The 20,309-nt window shown below is 41.4% G+C and carries 19 protein-coding genes and 1 tRNA gene; 12 read left to right on the top strand and 8 right to left on the bottom strand.

Features of this window, described 5'->3' with window-relative positions:
• Positions 1-167 precede the first annotated feature (167 nt).
• From ASU31_RS15280 to kaiC, 4 genes are read right to left on the bottom strand one after another with little or no spacing between them, the layout of a single operon-like run.
• Positions 168-1,937: a PAS domain-containing sensor histidine kinase gene (locus ASU31_RS15280; RefSeq protein WP_057933156.1), complete on the bottom strand. Its 1,770-nt coding sequence runs from the start codon at positions 1,935-1,937 to the stop codon at positions 168-170.
• Between the two features lie 3 nt (positions 1,938-1,940).
• Positions 1,941-2,255 (bottom strand): circadian clock KaiB family protein, encoded by a 315-nt coding sequence (locus ASU31_RS15285; protein WP_057933157.1) that lies wholly within the window; start codon positions 2,253-2,255, stop codon positions 1,941-1,943.
• Between the two features lie 2 nt (positions 2,256-2,257).
• The gene (gene kaiB, locus ASU31_RS15290; RefSeq protein WP_209435000.1) at positions 2,258-2,545 is read right to left on the bottom strand and encodes a circadian clock protein KaiB; all 288 of its coding nucleotides are present in this window, start codon (positions 2,543-2,545) and stop codon (positions 2,258-2,260) included.
• A gap of 3 nt (positions 2,546-2,548) precedes the next feature.
• Entirely contained in the window at positions 2,549-4,294 is a 1,746-nt protein-coding gene (kaiC, locus tag ASU31_RS15295) for a circadian clock protein KaiC (protein ID WP_057933159.1), read from the bottom strand.
• 118 nt (positions 4,295-4,412) lie between these two features.
• Between kaiC and ASU31_RS27530 the strand changes: the two genes are divergently transcribed.
• On the top strand, positions 4,413-4,685 hold the full coding sequence (locus ASU31_RS27530; RefSeq protein ID WP_157258032.1) for a hypothetical protein: 273 nt from the start codon (positions 4,413-4,415) through the stop codon (positions 4,683-4,685).
• Between the two features lie 153 nt (positions 4,686-4,838).
• Here the strand turns inward: ASU31_RS27530 and ASU31_RS15300 are convergent.
• Positions 4,839-4,915: transfer RNA gene (locus ASU31_RS15300), tRNA-Pro, on the bottom strand.
• A gap of 165 nt (positions 4,916-5,080) precedes the next feature.
• On the opposite strand from ASU31_RS15300, the gene ASU31_RS15305 reads away from it, so the two are divergent.
• Complete coding sequence (locus tag ASU31_RS15305; RefSeq protein ID WP_057933160.1) at positions 5,081-5,587, top strand: ankyrin repeat domain-containing protein; 507 nt, start codon at positions 5,081-5,083, stop codon at positions 5,585-5,587.
• Here the strand turns inward: ASU31_RS15305 and ASU31_RS15310 are convergent.
• Together ASU31_RS15310 and ASU31_RS15315 are read right to left on the bottom strand one after the other, a co-directional pair.
• Positions 5,565-6,251: a hypothetical protein gene (locus tag ASU31_RS15310; RefSeq protein WP_245224548.1), complete on the bottom strand. Its 687-nt coding sequence runs from the start codon at positions 6,249-6,251 to the stop codon at positions 5,565-5,567. The genes ASU31_RS15305 and ASU31_RS15310 overlap by 23 nt on opposite strands.
• Positions 6,223-8,415 carry a catalase gene (locus ASU31_RS15315; protein WP_057933191.1) on the bottom strand — a complete coding sequence of 731 codons (2,193 nt, stop codon included), beginning with the start codon at positions 8,413-8,415 and terminating at the stop codon, positions 6,223-6,225. The genes ASU31_RS15310 and ASU31_RS15315 overlap by 29 nt, the downstream gene beginning before the upstream one ends.
• A 348-nt stretch (positions 8,416-8,763) precedes the next feature.
• Between ASU31_RS15315 and ASU31_RS15320 the strand changes: the two genes are divergently transcribed.
• A complete protein-coding gene (locus ASU31_RS15320; protein ID WP_057933161.1) occupies positions 8,764-9,039 on the top strand; it encodes a hypothetical protein in 276 nt (91 codons plus the stop codon).
• 57 nt (positions 9,040-9,096) lie between these two features.
• The gene (locus tag ASU31_RS15325; RefSeq protein ID WP_057933162.1) at positions 9,097-9,477 is read left to right on the top strand and encodes a response regulator transcription factor; all 381 of its coding nucleotides are present in this window, start codon (positions 9,097-9,099) and stop codon (positions 9,475-9,477) included.
• Positions 9,478-9,579: 102 nt separating this feature from the next.
• On the opposite strand, the gene ASU31_RS15330 is transcribed toward ASU31_RS15325, so the two are convergent.
• The gene (locus ASU31_RS15330) at positions 9,580-10,083 is read right to left on the bottom strand and encodes a hypothetical protein (RefSeq protein WP_167346193.1); all 504 of its coding nucleotides are present in this window, start codon (positions 10,081-10,083) and stop codon (positions 9,580-9,582) included.
• A gap of 293 nt (positions 10,084-10,376) precedes the next feature.
• Here ASU31_RS15330 and ASU31_RS15335 point away from each other — a divergent pair, with 293 nt between their 5' ends.
• The 8 genes from ASU31_RS15335 (at position 10,377) to ASU31_RS27535 (ending at position 19,929) form a co-directional block, all read left to right on the top strand.
• Entirely contained in the window at positions 10,377-10,931 is a 555-nt protein-coding gene (locus ASU31_RS15335) for a YciE/YciF ferroxidase family protein (RefSeq protein WP_057933164.1), read from the top strand.
• 215 nt (positions 10,932-11,146) lie between these two features.
• Entirely contained in the window at positions 11,147-12,028 is an 882-nt protein-coding gene (locus ASU31_RS15340) for a glycoside hydrolase family 43 protein (protein WP_057933165.1), read from the top strand.
• A gap of 301 nt (positions 12,029-12,329) precedes the next feature.
• On the top strand, positions 12,330-13,409 hold the full coding sequence (locus ASU31_RS15345) for an endo-1,4-beta-xylanase (protein WP_057933166.1): 1,080 nt from the start codon (positions 12,330-12,332) through the stop codon (positions 13,407-13,409).
• Positions 13,410-13,510: 101 nt separating this feature from the next.
• Entirely contained in the window at positions 13,511-14,350 is an 840-nt protein-coding gene (locus ASU31_RS15350) for a sialate O-acetylesterase (RefSeq protein ID WP_057933167.1), read from the top strand.
• 38 nt (positions 14,351-14,388) lie between these two features.
• A complete protein-coding gene (locus tag ASU31_RS15355) occupies positions 14,389-15,495 on the top strand; it encodes an endo-1,4-beta-xylanase (RefSeq protein ID WP_083505383.1) in 1,107 nt (368 codons plus the stop codon).
• Positions 15,496-15,498: 3 nt separating this feature from the next.
• Entirely contained in the window at positions 15,499-18,351 is a 2,853-nt protein-coding gene (locus tag ASU31_RS15360) for a glycosyl hydrolase 115 family protein (RefSeq protein ID WP_057933168.1), read from the top strand.
• A 22-nt stretch (positions 18,352-18,373) separates the two neighbouring features.
• Positions 18,374-19,474: a glycoside hydrolase family 43 protein gene (locus tag ASU31_RS15365; RefSeq protein ID WP_083505384.1), complete on the top strand. Its 1,101-nt coding sequence runs from the start codon at positions 18,374-18,376 to the stop codon at positions 19,472-19,474.
• A gap of 308 nt (positions 19,475-19,782) precedes the next feature.
• Entirely contained in the window at positions 19,783-19,929 is a 147-nt protein-coding gene (locus ASU31_RS27535) for a hypothetical protein (protein ID WP_157258033.1), read from the top strand.
• Positions 19,930-20,309: the final 380 nt, after the last annotated feature.

Here is a 20,309-nt window from a genome sequence, read left to right on the forward strand (position 1 = left end):
GCATTTTTTTTATCACGACTTCGAATCAATAGACTTAAAAAAGAGCTGATGGCAACTGAAAGATCAATGCATTGCCCCCTCTAAGCTGGAATAGAGTTCTAACACCCGGCCAATTAACCAGTTAATGCAATGTGTGAGAACGGAAGGTAAATCCGCCTGCTTTCGCACTAAAAGCGTTTTTCAGGGTTAATTAATGGTAAACTGAAATAAAAAACCGAGCCCTTTTTTAACTGGCTTTCTGCCCATATTTTTCCGCCATGTCTCTGTATAATCTCGGCAGATAGATAAAGTCCTATTCCAAAACCGGCAACAGTACTCATCCGATTGTTTTCTACCCGGTAAAACCGTTCGAATAGTTTTGGGATATCGTTTTCATCTATTCCCATCCCATGATCCATTATGCGGAACACGGCTGTACCGTCCTCAAGATAACTGTCAATAGTTATTTCACTATCAACCGGCGAATATTTCACCGCATTGCTGATCAGATTATTAACCACATGTCCAAGTTTGTCCCTGTCTGCGTTAACAAAAAAACCTGGCTGAAATACAAACTTTATATTATGGTTGTTTACCGTTGCAATATATTCCTCCACCACTTCCTTAAGCAGGACAGACATTTCTATGGGCTGAAAATCCATCAGCATTTTTCCCGACTCCAAACGCGAGAGGCTGAGAAAACCATTGATCATGCCTGTCATTTTATTGATCTGACGCTCAGCGCCGTGGAGGGCCTTATCTGGAAAGCCGTTCAAGGTACCTCTGGCTTTCAGCTGCATCACCTGAATATACCCTTTCATGGAAGTAAGCGGTGTTTTGAGTTCGTGACTAACCATCGCAATAAAATCGTTCTTCCGTTGTTCATCCCTTTTCTGATCTGTCACATCCATCAGCACGGCATAAAAGCTATCAAAATCGCCATAACTGCTTTTTTTAAACTTGCCTACTATCCTCATCCAACGGTTATCACCGGAAATAAGATGCCTGATGGGATAGGTGTAATCAAGCGGCTTTCCAAGATTGATACAATCCTGAAGGACCTCCTGGAGCGCTGACAGATATTCACTGTCAACACTGCTCAACACCATAGGCCAGTTGATTTCCCCCTCCAATGGCAGGCCACAGAGTTTCCTGAACCGCTCTGATACTTCAACCCGTCCTGTTTTAATATCCAGGTTACAACTGCCCAGCTCGGCGGCATCGAAGGCCGACTGTAGGTTATCTTCACTCTCCCTAAGTGCATCGAGTGCATCTTTAAGCTGACCGTTGACTTCTTTCTGAAGATCATTGACTGCTGCGAGTTTTTCATTGATAGTCTCGAGCTCCTGTGTCCTTAGCCTAACTGTATTTTCAAGATTTTCGTTGAGTTCATCTGCATTTTTTCGTGCCGCTTCAAGTTCCCTGTTCCTGGTTTCCAAAAGCAACTGGTTTTTCTTCAGCTCGCTCAAATCAGTAATAATGACGCTTAGTGAAGTACCTTCATCAAGGTTAAGCGCCTTTAGAGAGAGTTGAACCGGCAAGGAAGTCCCGGAGCTGTTGATGATATCGACTTCTGCCCTGGTGTCCACTTCCCACGCTCCATCGATCGTTTCTTTGACAAAGGCCTGATCTTCTGTTGAAAAAAATGCCAAAAAATTTAAACCGATAACTTTTTCTAAAGGTAGCCCCAAAAGCCTTGCGAGTTGTGAGTTGCAATACAGTATCCTGTATGATTCATCGAGTGTAAGTGCGCTTTCGGTCATCTGTTCGATAAAGATCCTGTAGGTATGATCAGCACTCTTAAGCGTAAAAAGCTGATGACCATCCTGACCATTTACAATCAGGGCATCAACTTCTCCAGAGCGGATCGCATGGATAATATCGTTGGCTTCCTCGAGCTGAATACGAAGTTCTTCATAGGCCCGCTCGAGCTTGATATGTTCACTTGACTTCTGCATAACTTAATAACTGATCCCCAAACCTTTCAATACTTTCTCTCTGTCGGAGCAGTCCCCGATCAACTTCTTGATAGGAATTGGCGATTTTTTGATCAACATCGGAATGGCCGTCACATCATCCTGCTGCACTAACAAGGGCTGCTGATGTGCATCAATAATATCCAGCTCGTACCTGCCTGCAATAAATTCCTCACATATTGCGCGGATGTTGACAACTGCCCTTGCGGAAACCGGTGATGCACCTGCAATAAAAAGCCTAAGCGAAAAAAAATCAGCGCTTTGGGTACTATCTGGATGATCCGGGTTTCCTGTCTGCATAACTAATTTTTAATCTTTGCACGTATATCCAGTCCAACCAGAACCTTTTCCTCATTTGAAAGGTCACCAATAATTTTGCGGACTGGTTCAGGCACTTTTTTTACCAGTGTCGGAATGGCAAATATCTGATCACCCTCAGCCAGCTGTGGTTTTTCCAAAAGATCGATCACCTCAATGCTATACTTACCTTTCAGATGCTCCTCGCAGAGCTTTTTCAGGTTTTCAAGCGCAGCTACCGATTTACTTGTTTTCCCGGCAACATACAGCCGGAGTTCATATGCTTTCCCCACTATTTATTTGTTTTTGTTTACATTTTTTTCTTCCCCGCCATTATCTCCCCTGCGCAGACCGGCAATTTTGCTTATCGTCTCGCCCATGATCTGTTTTTTTAAAGCCTCCTCAACATAAACTTTATTAAGTTCCTCTTCTGCTGATTCATATTCAGATCTTAGACTTTCGATCTTTGATTCTAAAATTTTCCGTTTGCGTTCGAGTTCACGGTCCTTGCGGCTGACAGCCTGGGCATGGATGACCTCACCAGTCTGTTCCATAAGCATCCTTGCCTCCCGCGCCGAACCGGTAAGCACGCCATCCTCGGTAAGGTATACATCCACCAGATCCAGTCCCTTATCTGTAATCACAAATTCGCGTATCTGGTTGGAATGTTTCATCCCCCTGGATTTCATGATATACAATCCTCGGTTCCGTTCACCATTGCTCTCAATATCGCGGATCAAAAGCCAGGCATCAACAAGCGAGGAAACCCCTTCATCGGTCTGTTCGTTGACTATATTATTAAGGGTAAGGGCTGTAAACATTACCGTAATCTGTTCAGCCTGTAGAAAATCGATCAGGCGCACGAGCATGGTTTTCACATCGCTAACCGATCCTATCGTGATCAGGTTGGTAATCGGATCAAGCACAACAACAGATGGCTTGGACTTTTTGATCGCTTTATGGATCGCCACCAGATGCATTTCCAGTCCGTACAAGGTAGGGCGTGAGGCGTAAAACTCAAGAGATCCTTCCTTAAGGTGTTTTTGAAGGTCTATGCCTATAGAACGCATATTTCTGATGATCTGTTTTGGGGATTCTTCGAAAGCAAAGAAAAGGCATTTCTCTCCCCGCAGGCAGGCCGCATTGGCAAATGTGGCCGCTATACTGGTCTTGCCCGTGCCGGCCGTGCCTGAAACCAGAATACTGCTCCCTTTATAAAAGCCAGAATTTCCCAGCATTTTGTCCAGCGAAGCAATACCTGAGGACAGGCTTTTTGTAGAAACCTCATGATTCAGCTGCAGAGAGGTAACAGGAAGCACTGAGATGCCCTCATCGTCGATCAGAAAGGGATATTCATTGGTTCCATGGACCGATCCACGGTATTTTACAACCCTAAGCCTCCTGGTAGAGATTTGGTTGATAATCCTGTGATCAAGTAAAATAACACAGTCTGACACGTACTCTTCAAGGCCCTGACGGGTAAGTCCGCTTCCGCCACGTTCACCTGTTATGACTGCCGTAACGCCTTTCGATTTTAGAAACTGAAAAAGCCTCCTGATCTCTGCCCGCAGCACTGCCGTATTATTTAGCCCCGCGAAAAGGTTCTCGATGGTATCAAGCGCTACTCTTTTTGCGCCTATACTGTCAATTGCATAGCCAAGCCTGATAAAAAGTCCCTCCAGGTCATACTCTCCAGTCTCCTCAATTTCTGAGCGGTCAATATGCACGTAATCCAACCTTATCTTCTTGTCCTTTTCTAACTGTTCCAGATCAAATCCAAGTGATGCTACGTTCGCTTTAAGTTCTTCGGCCTTTTCCTCAAAAGCCATAAATACTCCTGGTTCACCGTACTCCATGGCTCCTTTTACAATGAACTCTATGGAAAAAAGTGTTTTGCCAGAACCAGCCTCACCACAAACGAGTGTAGGTCTTCCAGAGGGTAACCCGCCTAATGTAATCTCATCGAGGCCGGAAATACCAGTAAGTGTTTTTGGAATAGTACCAGTTGAGCGCGCTTCCAGTTGCTTTTTTGATTTAGCCATCTATTTTTTTTAACGCTTAAATCTATTAGATAATAATAAATATTAATCAGTTCTTTCCAAACAAACAGGGAATATTAAAAAATGTTTGCAGTAAGCGCCGGAAATTGCCGTATGTACATTGAGTAATGGCAACGCATCTGTTGCAGGCCAACAAAAAAAGAGAAACATCATCCCGTCCGTTCATCCGACATCACAGATCATTACGCATCTATCCGGCAGAACATATAAAAGCGGGCATGCCATACTGCTGCCCGCTTTTAAGGTACCAGGCATTTCCGCCCGCATTCCCGGCAAGATCTCCCCCAACATCGTCTTCGTCATCAGTTTCACCGGTAAGCCCCCGTTGAACCTCATTATCATCGGCTTCTTTTTCTTCGTTGGGGATTATTAGTGACTGTTCATTGCCATTTTCATCTTCTTAGTCTTCTCTTTTGGGCCTATGTAATTTTTCATGTATCTGTTTTATTGTAAAACAGATAATATATAACTATAGTTTCAAAAGATTATCAAAACTGGCACCAAATATGGCTACCTGCTCAATAACTGGTCGGGATAGGAAGATTCGAACTTCCGACCTCCAGCACCCCATGCTGGCGCGATACCTGGCTACGCTATATCCCGTTTGCTGAATTCCCTTAGGAAACACGAAAATTGATACAAAGATATATCAACTTACTCTTTTGACAGAAAAATTTTTAAAAAAAGGTTGAAGGATTAGTGAGTTTTCACTAGAAAATGAACAGCTCTTTACTTTAAACTTTTTAAGAATGCGAATGTTATATAAAAATGGAAAACATAGAACAACTCATTATACCTGCCGCAAGAAAAGGCGATACCGAGGTTTTAAAAGAACTAATGCTCAGAGAGGCGAATATAAATTTTCAGGACGATAAAGGTTATACTGCTCTGATTATTGCCTGCTATAACAACCAGCTGGAAGCCGCAGCATACCTGATTGCGTCGGGAGCAGATTTGAATCTTGGAGATCTGGGAGGCAACACAGCTTTAATGGGCGCAGCATTTAAAGGCTATACCGATATTGCAAAACTATTGATCGAAAGTGGGGCAGATATTAATCTTCAGCATGGAAACGGTGGAACCGCATTGATGTTTGCTGCAATGTTTGGCCGCAATGAGGTATTAAAACTACTTTTAGAGCATGGCGCAAAAACCGGGCTCCAGGACATTAGGGGACAGCATGCATTGGATCTGGCCATTTTACAGGGGAACGAAGCAGGAGCAGAACTGCTTGAATTATACAGCAAAAATGTTAATCTTGCAAAAGCGCCTTAACCAGCCCTTTCCATTGCGGATATGAAAAGCCCAGTTTGGCCGCCATACCCACCATAAAATTCCTTCCCTTATCATAAAGGCTGCCGTTATCAGTATTTGGGACTTCATTTCTAGCATGTTCTTCCGCACTAACATGTAGTCCTGTCTGTGTAATGATAAAGCTTGATGTAGCCTCACTTTTTAAAAAGTGGGCAGTTTCCTTTTTTTGTGATAGAGGATGTGCACAGGGCCTCACCCTCATGGACAATACCTGCTTCTTACCATCGGTTTCAGTTGTGATCTCCTCGATTTGAACCCAGTCATAGCCCATTCCTGCCTGTGTTCCAGGACCGGGAATATCGATCCTGATATAATCATTTAACCGCGCCTGCCTTTCTGCACGGATCCCTTGAGGATCGATTAGTTGGAAAGCGGATATACCTGGATAATGTCCCCATTCGTTCACGGATAATAATCTGGTACAAGCCCGTTCAAAAACCTTTATCGCTTCTGCAGGGGTGCTACAGTTCCTATGTTCTATTACATCCATCTCGCTACCGATATATTGGGCAGGTACGGTTTCTAAATTGTTTTTATTTTCCATAGCCAATAAATTTGGTGAAGGCCAGCAGCCTTCACCTGGTTTGTACCTTAAACTATGCAGGTATTTTTCTTTGAATTTCACGGTCCCAAAAGCGGTGTAAGGCAATCATTTCTACAAAAGTCTTTGTTAGGGCCTTAATATCTTCAGTAATCAAAATTCCTTCGCGTAGTGCAGTACCATTGGCATATTCTGCTGGTAGCTTTTTAGCGAAATAAGTAGATTCCAATACCTGGAGCGCCTGTTTGTCGGCAGCAATTGCCTTACAATGCTTAAACGCCTCATTTAAGAAATGAATGGCATTGGCTTCTCCACTAAGTGCATTAACTGAATTAGTTCCCCCAGGTACATATACCGCATCGTAAAGAACGGATGCTGCTGTTAGAAGACTTTCATCCACTACAATATTTTTACCACCTGCTGAAATAATTTCACCCAGCCTTGGCGCTATAATATGCACTACCGCTCCCTGTGCAACAAGGAAATCTTTAACTTTGCTAAGTGTCTGTTCATTTACTCCATCTGCAGCAAGTATTGCAATTTTCCTTGATTTGACGGTATCTTTGATCGTTGTAGCCATACTTAGCGCTATAGACTTTACAAGGCTTCCTTTAGGATTTACAGAAGCATAATCCTTCCTTTTGCCATCAGCTGGCAGGCTATTGTTAAGATCTGCCAAAGGGATTTTTGGAATCTTCAGGCCAAGTGCCTGCGCAACGGCCCCAGCCAAGTCCTTATCTATCTGGATTAATACAGCCAGCATACGTTCCCTAACAGGAATGGCCTTTACTTTGCCGAGTTCAAAGCTAAAGGCATCAATAATGTGGTTCTTTTCGGCATTACTCTGTGAATTGAGGAATAAGCGGGCCTGCGAAAAATGATCAAAAAAACTTCTGCTCCTTGCGCGGATCTTTCTGGCATCAATTGCTTCGTTATGACTTACAAAGCCACCCTGTGCAGCCGGTACCTGCCTTGGGTCGTTTGCAGCGATACCGTTCGGACCATAACTGGTTTTACCCCTGTTGATCGTTTGGCGCATATGGCCATCGCGTTGGTTATTATGAACGGGAATTACAGGTCTGTTAATCGGGATTTCATGAAAATTTGGTCCTCCCAGTCGGATTAGCTGGGTATCGGTATAAGAAAACAATCTGCCCTGCAATAACGGGTCGTTAGTAAAATCGATACCTGGTACAACATGGCCAACATGGAAAGCGACTTGCTCCGTTTCTGCGAAAAAGTTATCGGGGTTTCTGTTCAGTGTCATTTTACCAATACGCTGCACAGGAACAAGTTCTTCAGGGATCAGTTTAGTAGGATCCAAAAGATCAAATTCAAACTTAAACTCATCAGCTTCAGGAACGATCTGCACACCGAGTTCCCATTCGGGAAAGGCACCGGCCTCAATGGCATCCCAAAGATCTCTTCTATGAAAATCGGGGTCTTTGCCCGAAATATTCTGCGCCTCATCCCAGGCCACCGAATGTACTCCCAAAAGGGGCTTCCAATGGAATTTTACAAAGCTGGCTTCACCATTAGCATTCACAAACCTGAAGGTATGTACGCCAAAGCCCTCCATCATGCGGTAGCTCCTTGGTATGGCGCGATCGCTCATCAGCCACATAATCATATGCGACGACTCCGGCATCTGAGAAATAAAATCCCAAAAAGTATCGTGAGCCGAAGCGGCCTGTGGCATTTCATTATCAGGCTCTGGTTTTACTGCATGAACAAGGTCTGGAAATTTAACCGTATCCTGAATAAAAAATACTGGCATGTTATTGCCTACAAGGTCAAAATTCCCTTCCTGCGTATAAAATTTTACGGCAAAACCCCTTACATCACGCGCCAGATCTGTCGATCCCCTGGAACCTGCCACGGTTGAAAACCTAACAAACACCGGAGTTTCTGCTCCCGGATCGCATAAAAATGCAGCCCTGGTTAACTTAGACATGTCTTCGTATACCTTAAAAACACCATGTGCAGCAGAACCCCTGGCATGAACTACCCGTTCGGGTATGCGTTCATGATCGAAATGTGTAATTTTCTCCCGGAGGATAAAATCCTCTAAAAGTGTTGCTCCTCTTTCCCCGGCTTTGAGCGAATTCTGATCATCGTTAATCCTGACCCCATGGTTGGTTGTTAAAAATTCGCCTGTCGAATCTGCTACAAAAGATTCCAGTTTGGCCGTCTTATCATTTTCTGGCTGGGCAGGTTTATTTTTTCTTTTTGGTGCTTTCTTGTCCATAGTTTTTTTAGCTTGCGCCTCTTTTTGGGCTGTTAACATTTAATTCTTTCTGCGGTTAATGCATTACTGGTTGAGGGAAAGCTGTTCAATGAGTTTTTCCATGTAGTTTTAAGGATAGATACGCTCCCATGTAGGAAACCTGCAAAAACAATAAATAGTTTTAACAATTTGCGGGGCTATGCTGCTTTTAATGCGCTCGAAATAAAAAAATGATCGGGCCAGCGTATCAAAAATAATTTAGCAAATAAAAAGTTAAGCTAAATACCCAAGCTTATGTTGGTTAATTTTCGCTTTGCTTAAAACTTTTAATCTGATGGTTCTGTTTATTTTAACAAAGTAAACCGCATTATGGCAAATACCAAAAACGACAGAAAAGACCTTGAGAAAGGCAATGAAAGGAAAAACCAGGAACAGCTGAATCAAATGGCTTTGGGTAATACTGAAATAAAAAACACGCCGTTAGCCAATAACAACGATCTTTTAAGTTTGCCTAAAACTTCTGGCACAGGTGCGAACCCTTCCGCTGCCACCCCTCATTCGCTTATTGTACACGAAGATGAGAAGGGGAAAGACAGGTATGAAGAAGGCAGCAGTATAGATCAAAAAAATGTTGGTACCGAATAACGTGAAAACGCAATTGCTATTTAATAAACAAAATTTTAGTGTGCAAACTATTTCTTTATGGGTAAACTGATCTGTATACTTGAGGATGATGCAGGGATAAGGGATATATTACAGTTCCTGCTTTTAGAAGAAGGCTACCAGGTAGCAAGTTATACTACCGTTAATGAGTTTCTTAGCAGAAAACATATCAATCCAGACCTGTATTTACTGGATGTAATGCTGCCCGATGGCAATGGCATGGCGGTATGCAAACTGCTTAAGGCTGACCCTCAAACTACTGATATACCAGTAATTATGATGAGTGCCCATGCCGATATACAACAAATGACCAGCGGATGTAACGCTGAAGAATTTGTGGTAAAACCTTTTGACATTTTTGTATTATTAAAAAAGATTGTCGATCTATTAAATTTAAAAAGTGCTGGAAAAGATATATAAAGTGGCTAATTAAACTTAAATCAGCCAAGTTGGATTAAAACTTCATGTAATTATACGGCGAACACCAGAACGATAAAACTGGGGCGGCAATATCAGCTTTAGTTATTTTTTTAAGCGTTGTATTTCATGTAGGTTTGCCGTCCAATGCGCAATTTTTGCTTCAGCCCATGCCCTCAAATCAGGGTTGAGCAATCCTGTAGAACCAGTAGCTTTTACATGAAAGCTAATCATTTTTTGGTCTGAATCTATGAGAAGTGAATGTAACTGTTCAAATTGAACGGGATTATGTTGACGCAGTAGCGTTAGCTTTTGTACGTGTTCTTCTTTGAGCGAAGTTTGTGAAAATTGATTCTGTGTATTTGTATTTGCTGCTAACTGCTGAATATAAGCTTGATTTTCATTCTCTCTCCTGAAGCCTAAATCTTTAATTTCTGGAGCATCAGCCATCTTTTGCAGTTCAAGATTCAACTGCTGCTGATACCGCATTTCAGGATACACGGAGTCGGTAAATTCGCGATCTTGCATGGCAAATTCGGTCTGATCGTGCTTACAGCTAAGTAAAAACAGCGCAAGGATAAGAAATAGACAAAACTGGTGACATTTCATGATTTTAACTCTTTTTACATACTAATTAATTAACTGTAGATAAACCAGTATAAAATTGTTCGGCTTGCTTAATCCGTTTTTTACCATAAACAAAGTAAAAACAGAGATGGTTTTACAAAATTAATGGGTTGATCGTGAAGAATGCATAACACCTGTGGTTTTGCACTGAATAGTTGTACAGACTAAAAAGAAAAATTCATAAAACATTGACAAAAACTTAAAACGAAAAACATAAAACCTTTTGAAATTTCAGCCTGTTCTATAGATATCAAAAACCTATTAAAATTATAATTATGGCAACAAAAACAGCGGGCAATAAAGCCTCAAAATCTACATCAAAAACAGGAAAAATAGAAAATTCTGAATTCCATGATTTTTTCATTGATGAATTAAAGGATATTTATTGGGCAGAAAAACATCTTGCTAAAGCGCTTCCAAAAATGCAGAAAGCAGCCACTAGCCCTGAGCTTGCAGCAGCTTTTGAAAAGCACACCACGGAAACTCAACAACATGTGAGTACACTGGAAGAAGTTTTTGGGCTTTTAGGTGAAAAACCGGTAGCTAAAAAGTGTGATGCAATGGCAGGTTTACTGGAAGAAGCCGATGGAATTATCGCTGATACCGATAAAGGTACGATGATAAGAGATGCAGGACTTATCCTGGCGGCTCAAAAAGTGGAACATTATGAAATTGCAACCTATGGTACGCTTAGGGTGTTTGCCGAAAATATCGGTCACAGCGACGTGGCCGAACTGCTTTCTCAGACCCTTGACAACGAAAAGGCAACTGATGTCGCACTCACCGAGATTGCTGTCAATGCGGTTAATGAAGAGGCCGTTGCAGAATAAAAAAGAGGCGATATCATAAAGGCTGTCATGTTGAGCCTGTCGAAACACCTTAAAGGGTATTTAAGTGGATCTTCGACAGGCTCTAGGCTCTCCACAGGAGTCCTTTGGACAGGACGACAATTCTATATTTATTATACAGCCTCTTTTTTATAAAAGAAATCTATCAGATCACATCCAACAATAACGGGCATGTAAGTGTAATTTATGCAAATGATATGATCAACACAGGAAATCCCATATTCAGCCACAAATTCACTTCTGATCCAACTGTTTTGGTATACGATCAGAAAGTATATTTATATACTGGCCACGATGAAGCACCAGCAGAGTCACAAAACTACATCATGCGCAACTGGCTCTGCTTTTCTTCTGCCGACCTGATCCATTGGGAAGAACATCCGATACCATTACAGGCAAAGGATTTTAGCTGGGCAAGCGGAGATGCATTTGCATCCTGTGTGATTTTTAACAAACAGCACTTTTATTGGTTTGCTGCAGTCTCCCATAGCGATATACCGGGCAAAGCAATTGCACTTGGAATATCAGAAACACCTACAGGTCCTTTCCGTGATGCAATCGGATCGGCCCTGATCACAGGGAATGATATCCCTTTCGACAAAAATCCTATGGCAAACCTTGATCCTTCTGTAATCATTGACACAGACGGGCAGGCTTATATCTTCTGGGGTAACCAACAGTGCTATTTCGCTCAACTAAGTAATGACATGTTCAGTCTGCAGGGCAAAATCAATACGATTGAACTACCTGATTTCTCTGAAGGTGCTCATGTTTTTAAACACAACAACTGGTATTATCTGACTTACGGTTATGGCAATCCAGAAAAGGTCGCCTACGCCATGAGCCGGAGCATACATGGACCATGGATATTTAAAGGGATATTGAACGAACTGGCTGGAAACTGTGAAACAAACCGTCCTGCCATTGTCGAATTCAAAGGAAAAAACTACTTCTTTTATCATAACGGCGCATTAAACGGTGGAGGCAGTCACAGGCGTTCGGTCTGCGTGGATTATCTTTATTATAATCCAGATGGAACAATTAAGCGGGTGCTAATGACCAGCGAAGGATTAAGGTAGCACTCCCAGCTTAGACCGCCTGCAATTGAACATCAATTTTCAACGAAATATCTGCCCACAAATTTCATATAACGCCCTATTTGGACTAGATGCCAGATCTGACAAATAAAAAACACCCTTATAATATACCCCTTTATTGTTCTAATCCAGATCACTGTAATTGCATTTACAAGGGAAGCGCAAAATAATGGGGGCTAAAAAAAACACCCGATTATTCAAATGTACTAGTAAAAATGACGAAATAAACTATTCCCATAGCCACAATCCGAATAATTTAGCCTGCTGATCATCAAACCAGATTATGAGCCGAAAGCCGAATAAATTACTAGTGATTCTTCTATTCCTTTTCTTAGGAATTTTAACCTTAAGTGCATACAAAAGAGCCAACGGGCTTAAAGATTACTATAAAAATTATTTTCCCATAGGTGTTGCCGTCAAGCCCAGCGACCTCAATAATCAGGAAAAGTCGCTGATCTTAGCACATTTTAATAGCATCACGGCAGAAAATGCAATGAAAATGGGTCCAATACATCCCTTTGAAAATAGATTTTTCTGGCAAATAGCAGATTCAATTGTTCAATTTGGATTAAATAATAAGATAAAAGTAAGGGGGCACTGCTTAATCTGGCATGCACAAACACCACGATGGCTATTTAAAGATTCTACAGGAAACCAGGTAACTAAAGAAATATTACTTTCCAGGATCAAAAACCATATCAACACTGTTGTATCCCGGTATCGCGGGAAAATTTATGCCTGGGATGTAGTGAATGAAGTGATTGCAGATGACACCAGCACTTTCCGAAAATCTCAGCTGTATAACATTGCCGGAGAGGAATTTATTGAACAAGCATTTAGGGATGCACATGCAGCAGATCCAAAAGCATTGTTGTTTTATAATGATTACAATACAGAAAATCCTATAAAACGGGATAAGATATATCGGATGCTTAAAAAGCTGTTGGCTAAAGGAGTTCCCATCCATGGTGTTGGATTACAGGCACATTGGTCTATCAGCAACCCTACCCGCTCGGAGCTTGAAAAATCTATTGAATTATTCTCATCTCTTGGCCTTCAGATCCAATTTACCGAGTTAGATGTTTCCGTGTATTCGGGAAGACAGGGCGGCCAGATGATTACAGGAGAAAAAGGCGTTAATGCAGCTGTTTTTACGCCAGAAATGGAACAGCAGCAATTGGAAAAATATAAGATGGTTTTTGAGGTGTTCAGAAAACATAAAAAAAACATTACAGGTGTTACCTTTTGGAACCTCTCAGACCGTTATAGCTGGCTCGATGCCAGAGGTAGAAAAAACTTTCCATTATTATTTGATGCCGATTTAAAACCCAAAAAAGCATACTACGAGGTTACAAAGTTTTAAACAAACAACAAATTTGATGATTAAAGACGATATGTACTGCTAAATCATCAGCTATTAAGCGTAACAATACCTACATCCATACAACCAACTTATAACCAAATATGATTAAACTACGTGCCATCTTTACTTGCGCAGCTTTTTTGCTGATCAGCATTCCCTCATTTTCACAGGATTCGAATTTTTATATATTTCTGTGTTTCGGACAATCGAACATGGAAGGTGCCGCTAAATTTGAGGCACAAGATACTACAGCAGTTGACCAACGGTTTCGCCTGTTGGAAGCCGTTAATTGCGATAACTTAAACCGTACAAAAGGCAACTGGTATACTGCTGTTCCGCCGCTAACACGATGTAAAACGGGACTTGGCCCGGTAGATTATTTTGGTCGGACACTTGTTGCAAACCTGCCAAAAAATATTAAAATCGGTGTAATCAATGTCGCCGTAGGCGGATGTAAAATTGAACTGTTCAATAAAGAAAATTACCAATCTTATACGGCAACAGCACCAGATTGGATGAAGGGCATGTTAGCTGAATACGAGGGAAACCCATATGCCCGTATGGTAGAGATGGCTAAAATTGCACAGCAAAGTGGCATAATCAAGGGGATATTGTTGCATCAGGGAGAATCAAATACAGGCGATAAAGCATGGCCGGAAAAAGTAAAGGGCGTGTATGAAAACTTATTAAAAGACCTAAAATTAGAAGCTAAAAATACACCGTTACTTGCCGGAGAAGTGGTAAACGCCGACCAGGGCGGAGTTTGTGCCAGCATGAACGCTATTATTGCAACTTTACCACAAACCATCCCCAATGCACATGTTATTTCTTCTGCGGGCTGCCCCGATGGACCAGACAATCTACATTTTTCTGCCGAAGGATACCGTATGTTAGGCAAAAGATATGGAGAAAAAATGCTGAGCTTACTCGGCAAAAAATAATCAAGTAGCCCATAGTTTTAAAAATTGATCAAGATACAATGAGTGCCAAAAATATATTTTCTAGTTATATCCTATTTTTATTCTTCGTACTGGGCTTTGGAGGATGTAAAACGGGTCAATCGCTTTCCAGTAATCAAACTGATGCCAGGGGTTTAAAAGATTTTTACAAAAATTACTTCCCCATCGGTGTTGCTGTTGGCAAAAGAAATCTGAGCGGAGAAGAAGGCGCGTTGATTAAAAAACATTTTAACAGCATTACAGCAGAAAACGACATGAAAATGGAGTCGATGCAGCCTGTAGAAGGGAAATTTAATTGGCGGGAAGCCGACTCGATTATCAGCTTTGCCGCGCAAAATAACATCAAAGTACGTGGGCATAATTTATGCTGGCACGAACAGGCACCCTCATGGTTTTTTACAGATAAAGCCGGAAAGGAAGTAAACAAAACAGTATTGCTCCAACGATTGAAGGCACATATTGATGCCGTAGTTGGGCGATATAAAGGAAAAATATATGCCTGGGATGTTGTAAATGAGGCCATTGACGACTATTCTACAAAATACTTAAGAAATTCGAAATGGTACCAAATCTGTGGTGAAGACTTTATCATTAAAGCGTTTGAATATGCGCACGCCGCCGATCCCGATGCAAAGCTTTATTACAATGATTATAATACCGAACGACCAGAAAAAAGAGAACGCGTATATAAATTGCTCAAAAGCCTGAAAGATAAAGGCGTACCAATAGACGGCGTTGGCCTCCAGGCGCATTGGTCTATCTACGAACCTACTGAAAAAGAACTCGTTACAGCAATTGAACGTTATTCATCTTTAGGCCTTAAAATACAGTTTACCGAGTTAGATCTTTCCATTTATCCATGGGAGAAAAATAAACGCGCCAAACGTGCGGATGAAAGCGATGCCTACACCGCCGAACTTGAAGCCAGGCAGGTTGCTAAGTACAAAATGGTATTCAGCGTGTTCAGAAAGTATAAAAATGTAATCACCAACGTTACATTCTGGAACATTTCAGATCGCCGTACCTGGCTCGATGGTTATCCCGTACCCGGCCGCAAAAATTACCCCTTACTTTTCGACACGCAATTAAAACCAAAAAAAGCCTATTGGGCCGTTATTAAATTTTAAATAATGAAGAAAATATTTCTGCTAGTCTTACTCCTTTTCAACATTGTTATTGCACAAGCCGCTGGGATCGGTCCAATTACGGTAAATACTTATTTGCCTGGAAGTTTTGCTGTGGTAAGCAAAGGTAAAGTTCCGTCTATTTTGGTAAGTGCCAACGAATGGCCAGGTGCTATACGTGCCTCCCAAAATCTTCAAAACGATATAAAAAAGGTTAGTGGACTTGAAGCCGAATTTTTAACGGATAAAATAACCAGCATGCCTATTATCATCGGCACTATCGGCAACAGCAAAATCATCGACGAAATGATCAGAAACCATAGTCTAAATGTCTCTGAAATTGCCGGAAAATGGGAAGCCACATTAATTCAGGTGATAAAAAACCCAATTAAGGGCATAGATTCTGCTTTAGTAATTGCCGGAAGCGATAAACGAGGAACGATATATGGAATATACGAGTTTTCTGCTCAAATTGGTGTTTCGCCTTGGTATTATTGGGCCGATGTTCCGGTAAAAAAAAGCAGTTCGCTCTATGTTATTGCAGGGCGCCATATCATTTCTTCACCTGCGGTAAAATACCGGGGGATATTTTTAAATGACGAAGCTCCAGCACTTTCCGGATGGAGCAGAAAAGAATTTGGAGGGTTTAACCATAAGTTTTATGAGAAGGTGTTCGAATTGATTCTTCGCTTAAAAGGAAATTATTTATGGCCAGCCATGTGGGGAAGTGCATTTAACGACGACGATAAACTCAACCCTGTTTTAGCTGACGAGTATGGCGTAGTGATCGGAACTTCTCATCACGAACCCTTAACACGTGCCCATGATGAGTGGAAAAGATATAAAGGTGGCAAATGGAACTATGATCAAAATCCAGAACAGTTACGGGCATTCTGGGAAAGCGGGCTGCAACGTGTAGCCGATAAAGAACAGATCATCACTGTTGGCATGCGTGGCGATGGAGACGAGCCCATGTCTACAGGCACAGCTACCGCCCTATTGGAAAAAATTGTAAAAGATCAACGTGAAATTATTGAAAAAGTAACAAAAAAACCTGCAGCACAAACGCCACAGCTATGGGCCTTGTATAAGGAAGTTCAAGATTATTACGACAAAGGGATGCGCGTTCCCGATGATGTAACTTTACTTTTATGCGATGATAATTGGGGCAACATTAGAAAATTGCCAAATTTAGGTGAGGTGCCCAGAAAAGGCGGTTATGGGATTTATTATCACTTTGACTATGTGGGTGGGCCCAGAAACTACAAATGGGTAAACACCAACCCTATCCAAAAAATTTGGGAACAAATGCGATTGGCTTACGAACATGATGCCAATCAGATATGGATCGTAAACGTTGGCGATTTAAAACCAATGGAGTTTCCTATCCAGTTCTTTTTAGATTATGCCTGGAATCCTGACGCCATCCCTGCCGATAAATTAATGGACTATACAATTAATTGGTCGGCCAACCAGTTTGGTAATGAACACGCCACAGCAATTGCCAGCCATATAGACACTTACCTAAAATATGCAGGTAGAATTAAACCAGAACTACTTCATGCAAATACCTATAGTTTGAGCAACTATAATGAGTTTGAACAAGTTACCGCTGACTTTAAAAAACTTAGAGAAAAGGCAGTCGCCACGAACCATCAATTAATTGATAATCAAAAAGATGCCTATTACCAATTGGTTCTTCACCCGATTGAGGCTGTGGCTAATTTATATGAGATGTATCTCGCTGTAGCCAAAAACAAACTATACGCCAAACAGGGTAGATTTTCTACGAATAGCTTCGCCAGGAAAGTTGATTCTTTATTTAAGCGGGATGCCGAAATCAGCACTTACTACAACAAAACAATGGCTGGCGGAAAATGGGACCATATGATGGATCAAACGCATATTGGTTACACTTCCTGGCAACAGCCTGATAGCAATATTATCCCTAAAACTACGCTGATTAACAATACGACCACCACCCTTGGTATTTCACTGGAGAACTCGGAGCCCCACTTTACGGGAAAAACAAAGGTGGCGCAAGGCTTCACTTTTTCAGCGCTTACAAATACATCACATGCGCTCGAAATTTTTAGAACAGGTGCGGGTGAACTGAAATACGACATCAAAGCTCCTGATTTTGTAATGTTAAGCAGTAAAAAGGGATCACTTAACGATGATCAGAAAATTCAGATCAGCATCGATTGGGATAAAGCTCCAAAAAATACCAAAACAAGTGAAATTCTCGTTTCTGGCAGTGATAAATCTAGCATCGCCATCCCCATTAAAACCGAAAAAACTATACCAACCGACTTACCTGCTAATTTATTCCTCCCTGATAACGGCTACATTTCGATGGAAGCGACAAGTTATAGCAGAGCGGTAAACAGCAGACCTATTTTTTGGAAAACCATTCCCAATTACGGAAAAACCAGGGGCGGAATAATTGCAACACCTGTAACTTCGCCAATTCAGCAACCTGGTAAAGGCTCACCACATTTGGCTTACGACATTTTTTTAACCAAAACGGGCAATTTTACCTTAAATACCTTTATCTCGCCCACTATAGATTTTACGGGGAAAGATGGACTAAAGTTCGCTGTTTCATTGGATGGGCAAGCCCCCATAGTAGTTAATATCAGCAAGGATTACGCCTCTGATTATACCTGGGGACAATCAGTTGCCAGCAACATCAAAATTTTTAAAACTCCCCTTCTCTTTAACAAAACAGGGAAACACACCATCAACTATTGGATGATTAATCCAGGCGTGGTACTCCAAAAATTAGTACTCGATCTTGGAGAATTAAAACCAAGTTATTTAGGACCACCAGAAAGCATTAAAAGCATACGAAATTAAATTAACCAAAACCATGAACAACATGATTAACGAATTAAAAAAAATTACCCTCTTTACATCCATTATGGGAATGGCTATTGCCAGCTCCTGCCAGCAGGCAAACCAAAAAAAGGAGAAGGAAACGGCAAACACGGCTAAAAAATCCAGCTATTTATCACAGCCTATAATTTCCAAAATTTATACGGCCGATCCGTCTGCACACGTTTTTAATGGAAAAATTTATGTTTATCCTTCACATGATATCGAGGCTGGCACTCCGGAAAATGATAATGGTGACCATTTTGACATGAGAGATTACCACATTTTGAGCATGGACAGTGTTAATGGTAAAGTTACCGATCACGGTGTGGCATTAAGCATAAAAGACATTCCATGGGCCGGCAGGCAACTTTGGGCACCCGATGCTGCCTTTAAAAACGGAACCTATTATCTGTATTTCCCGGTTAAAGATAAATCTGATGTATTTAGAATCGGTGTTGCTACATCAAAAAATCCAGCAGGACCATTTAAGGCTGAACCTGAACCCATTAAAGGAAGTTTTAGTATCGATCCGGCAGTATTTACAGATACCGATGGCGCCAGTTACATGTACTTTGGTGGAATTTGGGGCGGGCAGCTGCAACGCTGGGATAACGGAAAATATGATGCCAATGGATCTAAAACCGATTCACAGAAAGAAAATGAACCCGCATTGAGTGCTAAAGTAGCAAAATTGAGCAGCGATATGTTATCGTTTGATGGTGAGGTAAAAGATGTTCAGCTCGTAGATAAACAAGGAAAAGCATTACTCACTAATGACCACGACAGACGTTTTTTTGAGGGTGCCTGGATGCACAAATTTAATGGAAAATATTATTTCACGTATTCAACAGGCGATACCCATTATTTAGCTTACGCTATTGGCGATAAGCCTTATGGACCATTTGTTTACGAAGGCACTTTTATGAAGCCTGTTCAAGGTTGGACTACCCACCATTCCATTTTAGAGATAAAAGGCAAATGGTATATCTTTTACCACGATACCCAGCTTTCGGGGAAAACACACCTTAGAAATGTGAAAGTGACCGAATTGAAGCATAATGCCGATGGAACAATCCAAATGATTGAACCATGGGTTGAATAAGTATAAGTTGAAACTTAAGATTTTTATGGGAAATTGAAGGAATTGATAAAATTAATATAGGTAGAACTATTATTATCCCCAGGTTTCAGGAATTGACAAATTGAGAAACCTGGGGACAAAAAAGCCACGCAATACAGCGAATAAATGTCCTTCGACTACACTATCAATGACGTTATTTTGCAATTATTTACTAATAAGATATTTGCGACACTATACATTTCCACCCAGCTAGGCCACAGTACCGTATCCCCGTTCCACTTAAATCCGGCCTAACAAATTTTTCGGATTCTGCTGCCCCAGCCAAACCAATGACCTCTAAAGAAAAATTTTCAGCCGGCATTTTTTGTTTCTTTTTGATGCCAAAAAGAAAGAGCCTTTCGGCGGCGGTGAGCCGAAGCAAGAATGAGCCGCTGGGCAAAAAAAAGTTAAAGCTTAAAGTTGTTATGGGGAATTGAAACATTGACGAAGTTAATCCTGATAATAGCTATTATTATCCCCAGGTTTCGGGAATTGAGAAATCTGGGGACAAAAAACACGCAATACAGTGAATAAATGTCCTTCGACTACACTATGAAGGATATATTCAAAAGAAAGGTCGTCATTGCGAGGAGGAACGACGAAGCAATCTTAATGCGCACGCTGGTAGCGATCGTTGTAAGATTGCTTCGTCGGCTGAAAAAGCCTTCTCGCATCCGATAGCTATCGGATGACGATAATCTGAAGAGATTAATATTTAAAATTTTCCTGTCGTTTATATTGATTTTTATCCAATAAATTATCCCCTCAGGTTGACATCTTTTTGCGATTTATCGCTTGGATAAGATTAGGCGGGGAA

Origin of the sequence: Pedobacter ginsenosidimutans, from assembly GCF_001442625.1 — a bacterium.
GTDB lineage: Bacteria > Bacteroidota > Bacteroidia > Sphingobacteriales > Sphingobacteriaceae > Pedobacter > Pedobacter ginsenosidimutans.

What these genes read in the sequence shown, in the direction of transcription:
- ASU31_RS15280 (WP_057933156.1), bottom strand. Translation starts at nt 1,937, where the DNA reads ATGCAGAAGTCAAGTGAACATATCAAGCTCGAGCGGGCCTATGAAGAA.
- ASU31_RS15285 (WP_057933157.1), bottom strand. Translation starts at nt 2,255, where the DNA reads ATGCAGACAGGAAACCCGGATCATCCAGATAGTACCCAAAGCGCTGAT.
- kaiC (WP_057933159.1), bottom strand. Translation starts at nt 4,294, where the DNA reads ATGGCTAAATCAAAAAAGCAACTGGAAGCGCGCTCAACTGGTACTATT.
- ASU31_RS15305 (WP_057933160.1), top strand. Translation starts at nt 5,081, where the DNA reads ATGGAAAACATAGAACAACTCATTATACCTGCCGCAAGAAAAGGCGAT.
- ASU31_RS15315 (WP_057933191.1), bottom strand. Translation starts at nt 8,415, where the DNA reads ATGGACAAGAAAGCACCAAAAAGAAAAAATAAACCTGCCCAGCCAGAA.
- ASU31_RS15320 (WP_057933161.1), top strand. Translation starts at nt 8,764, where the DNA reads ATGGCAAATACCAAAAACGACAGAAAAGACCTTGAGAAAGGCAATGAA.
- ASU31_RS15325 (WP_057933162.1), top strand. Translation starts at nt 9,097, where the DNA reads ATGGGTAAACTGATCTGTATACTTGAGGATGATGCAGGGATAAGGGAT.
- ASU31_RS15330 (WP_167346193.1), bottom strand. Translation starts at nt 10,083, where the DNA reads ATGAAATGTCACCAGTTTTGTCTATTTCTTATCCTTGCGCTGTTTTTA.
- ASU31_RS15335 (WP_057933164.1), top strand. Translation starts at nt 10,377, where the DNA reads ATGGCAACAAAAACAGCGGGCAATAAAGCCTCAAAATCTACATCAAAA.
- ASU31_RS15340 (WP_057933165.1), top strand. Translation starts at nt 11,147, where the DNA reads ATGATCAACACAGGAAATCCCATATTCAGCCACAAATTCACTTCTGAT.
- ASU31_RS15345 (WP_057933166.1), top strand. Translation starts at nt 12,330, where the DNA reads ATGAGCCGAAAGCCGAATAAATTACTAGTGATTCTTCTATTCCTTTTC.
- ASU31_RS15350 (WP_057933167.1), top strand. Translation starts at nt 13,511, where the DNA reads ATGATTAAACTACGTGCCATCTTTACTTGCGCAGCTTTTTTGCTGATC.
- ASU31_RS15355 (WP_083505383.1), top strand. Translation starts at nt 14,389, where the DNA reads ATGAGTGCCAAAAATATATTTTCTAGTTATATCCTATTTTTATTCTTC.
- ASU31_RS15360 (WP_057933168.1), top strand. Translation starts at nt 15,499, where the DNA reads ATGAAGAAAATATTTCTGCTAGTCTTACTCCTTTTCAACATTGTTATT.
- ASU31_RS15365 (WP_083505384.1), top strand. Translation starts at nt 18,374, where the DNA reads ATGATTAACGAATTAAAAAAAATTACCCTCTTTACATCCATTATGGGA.
- ASU31_RS27535 (WP_157258033.1), top strand. Translation starts at nt 19,783, where the DNA reads ATGACCTCTAAAGAAAAATTTTCAGCCGGCATTTTTTGTTTCTTTTTG.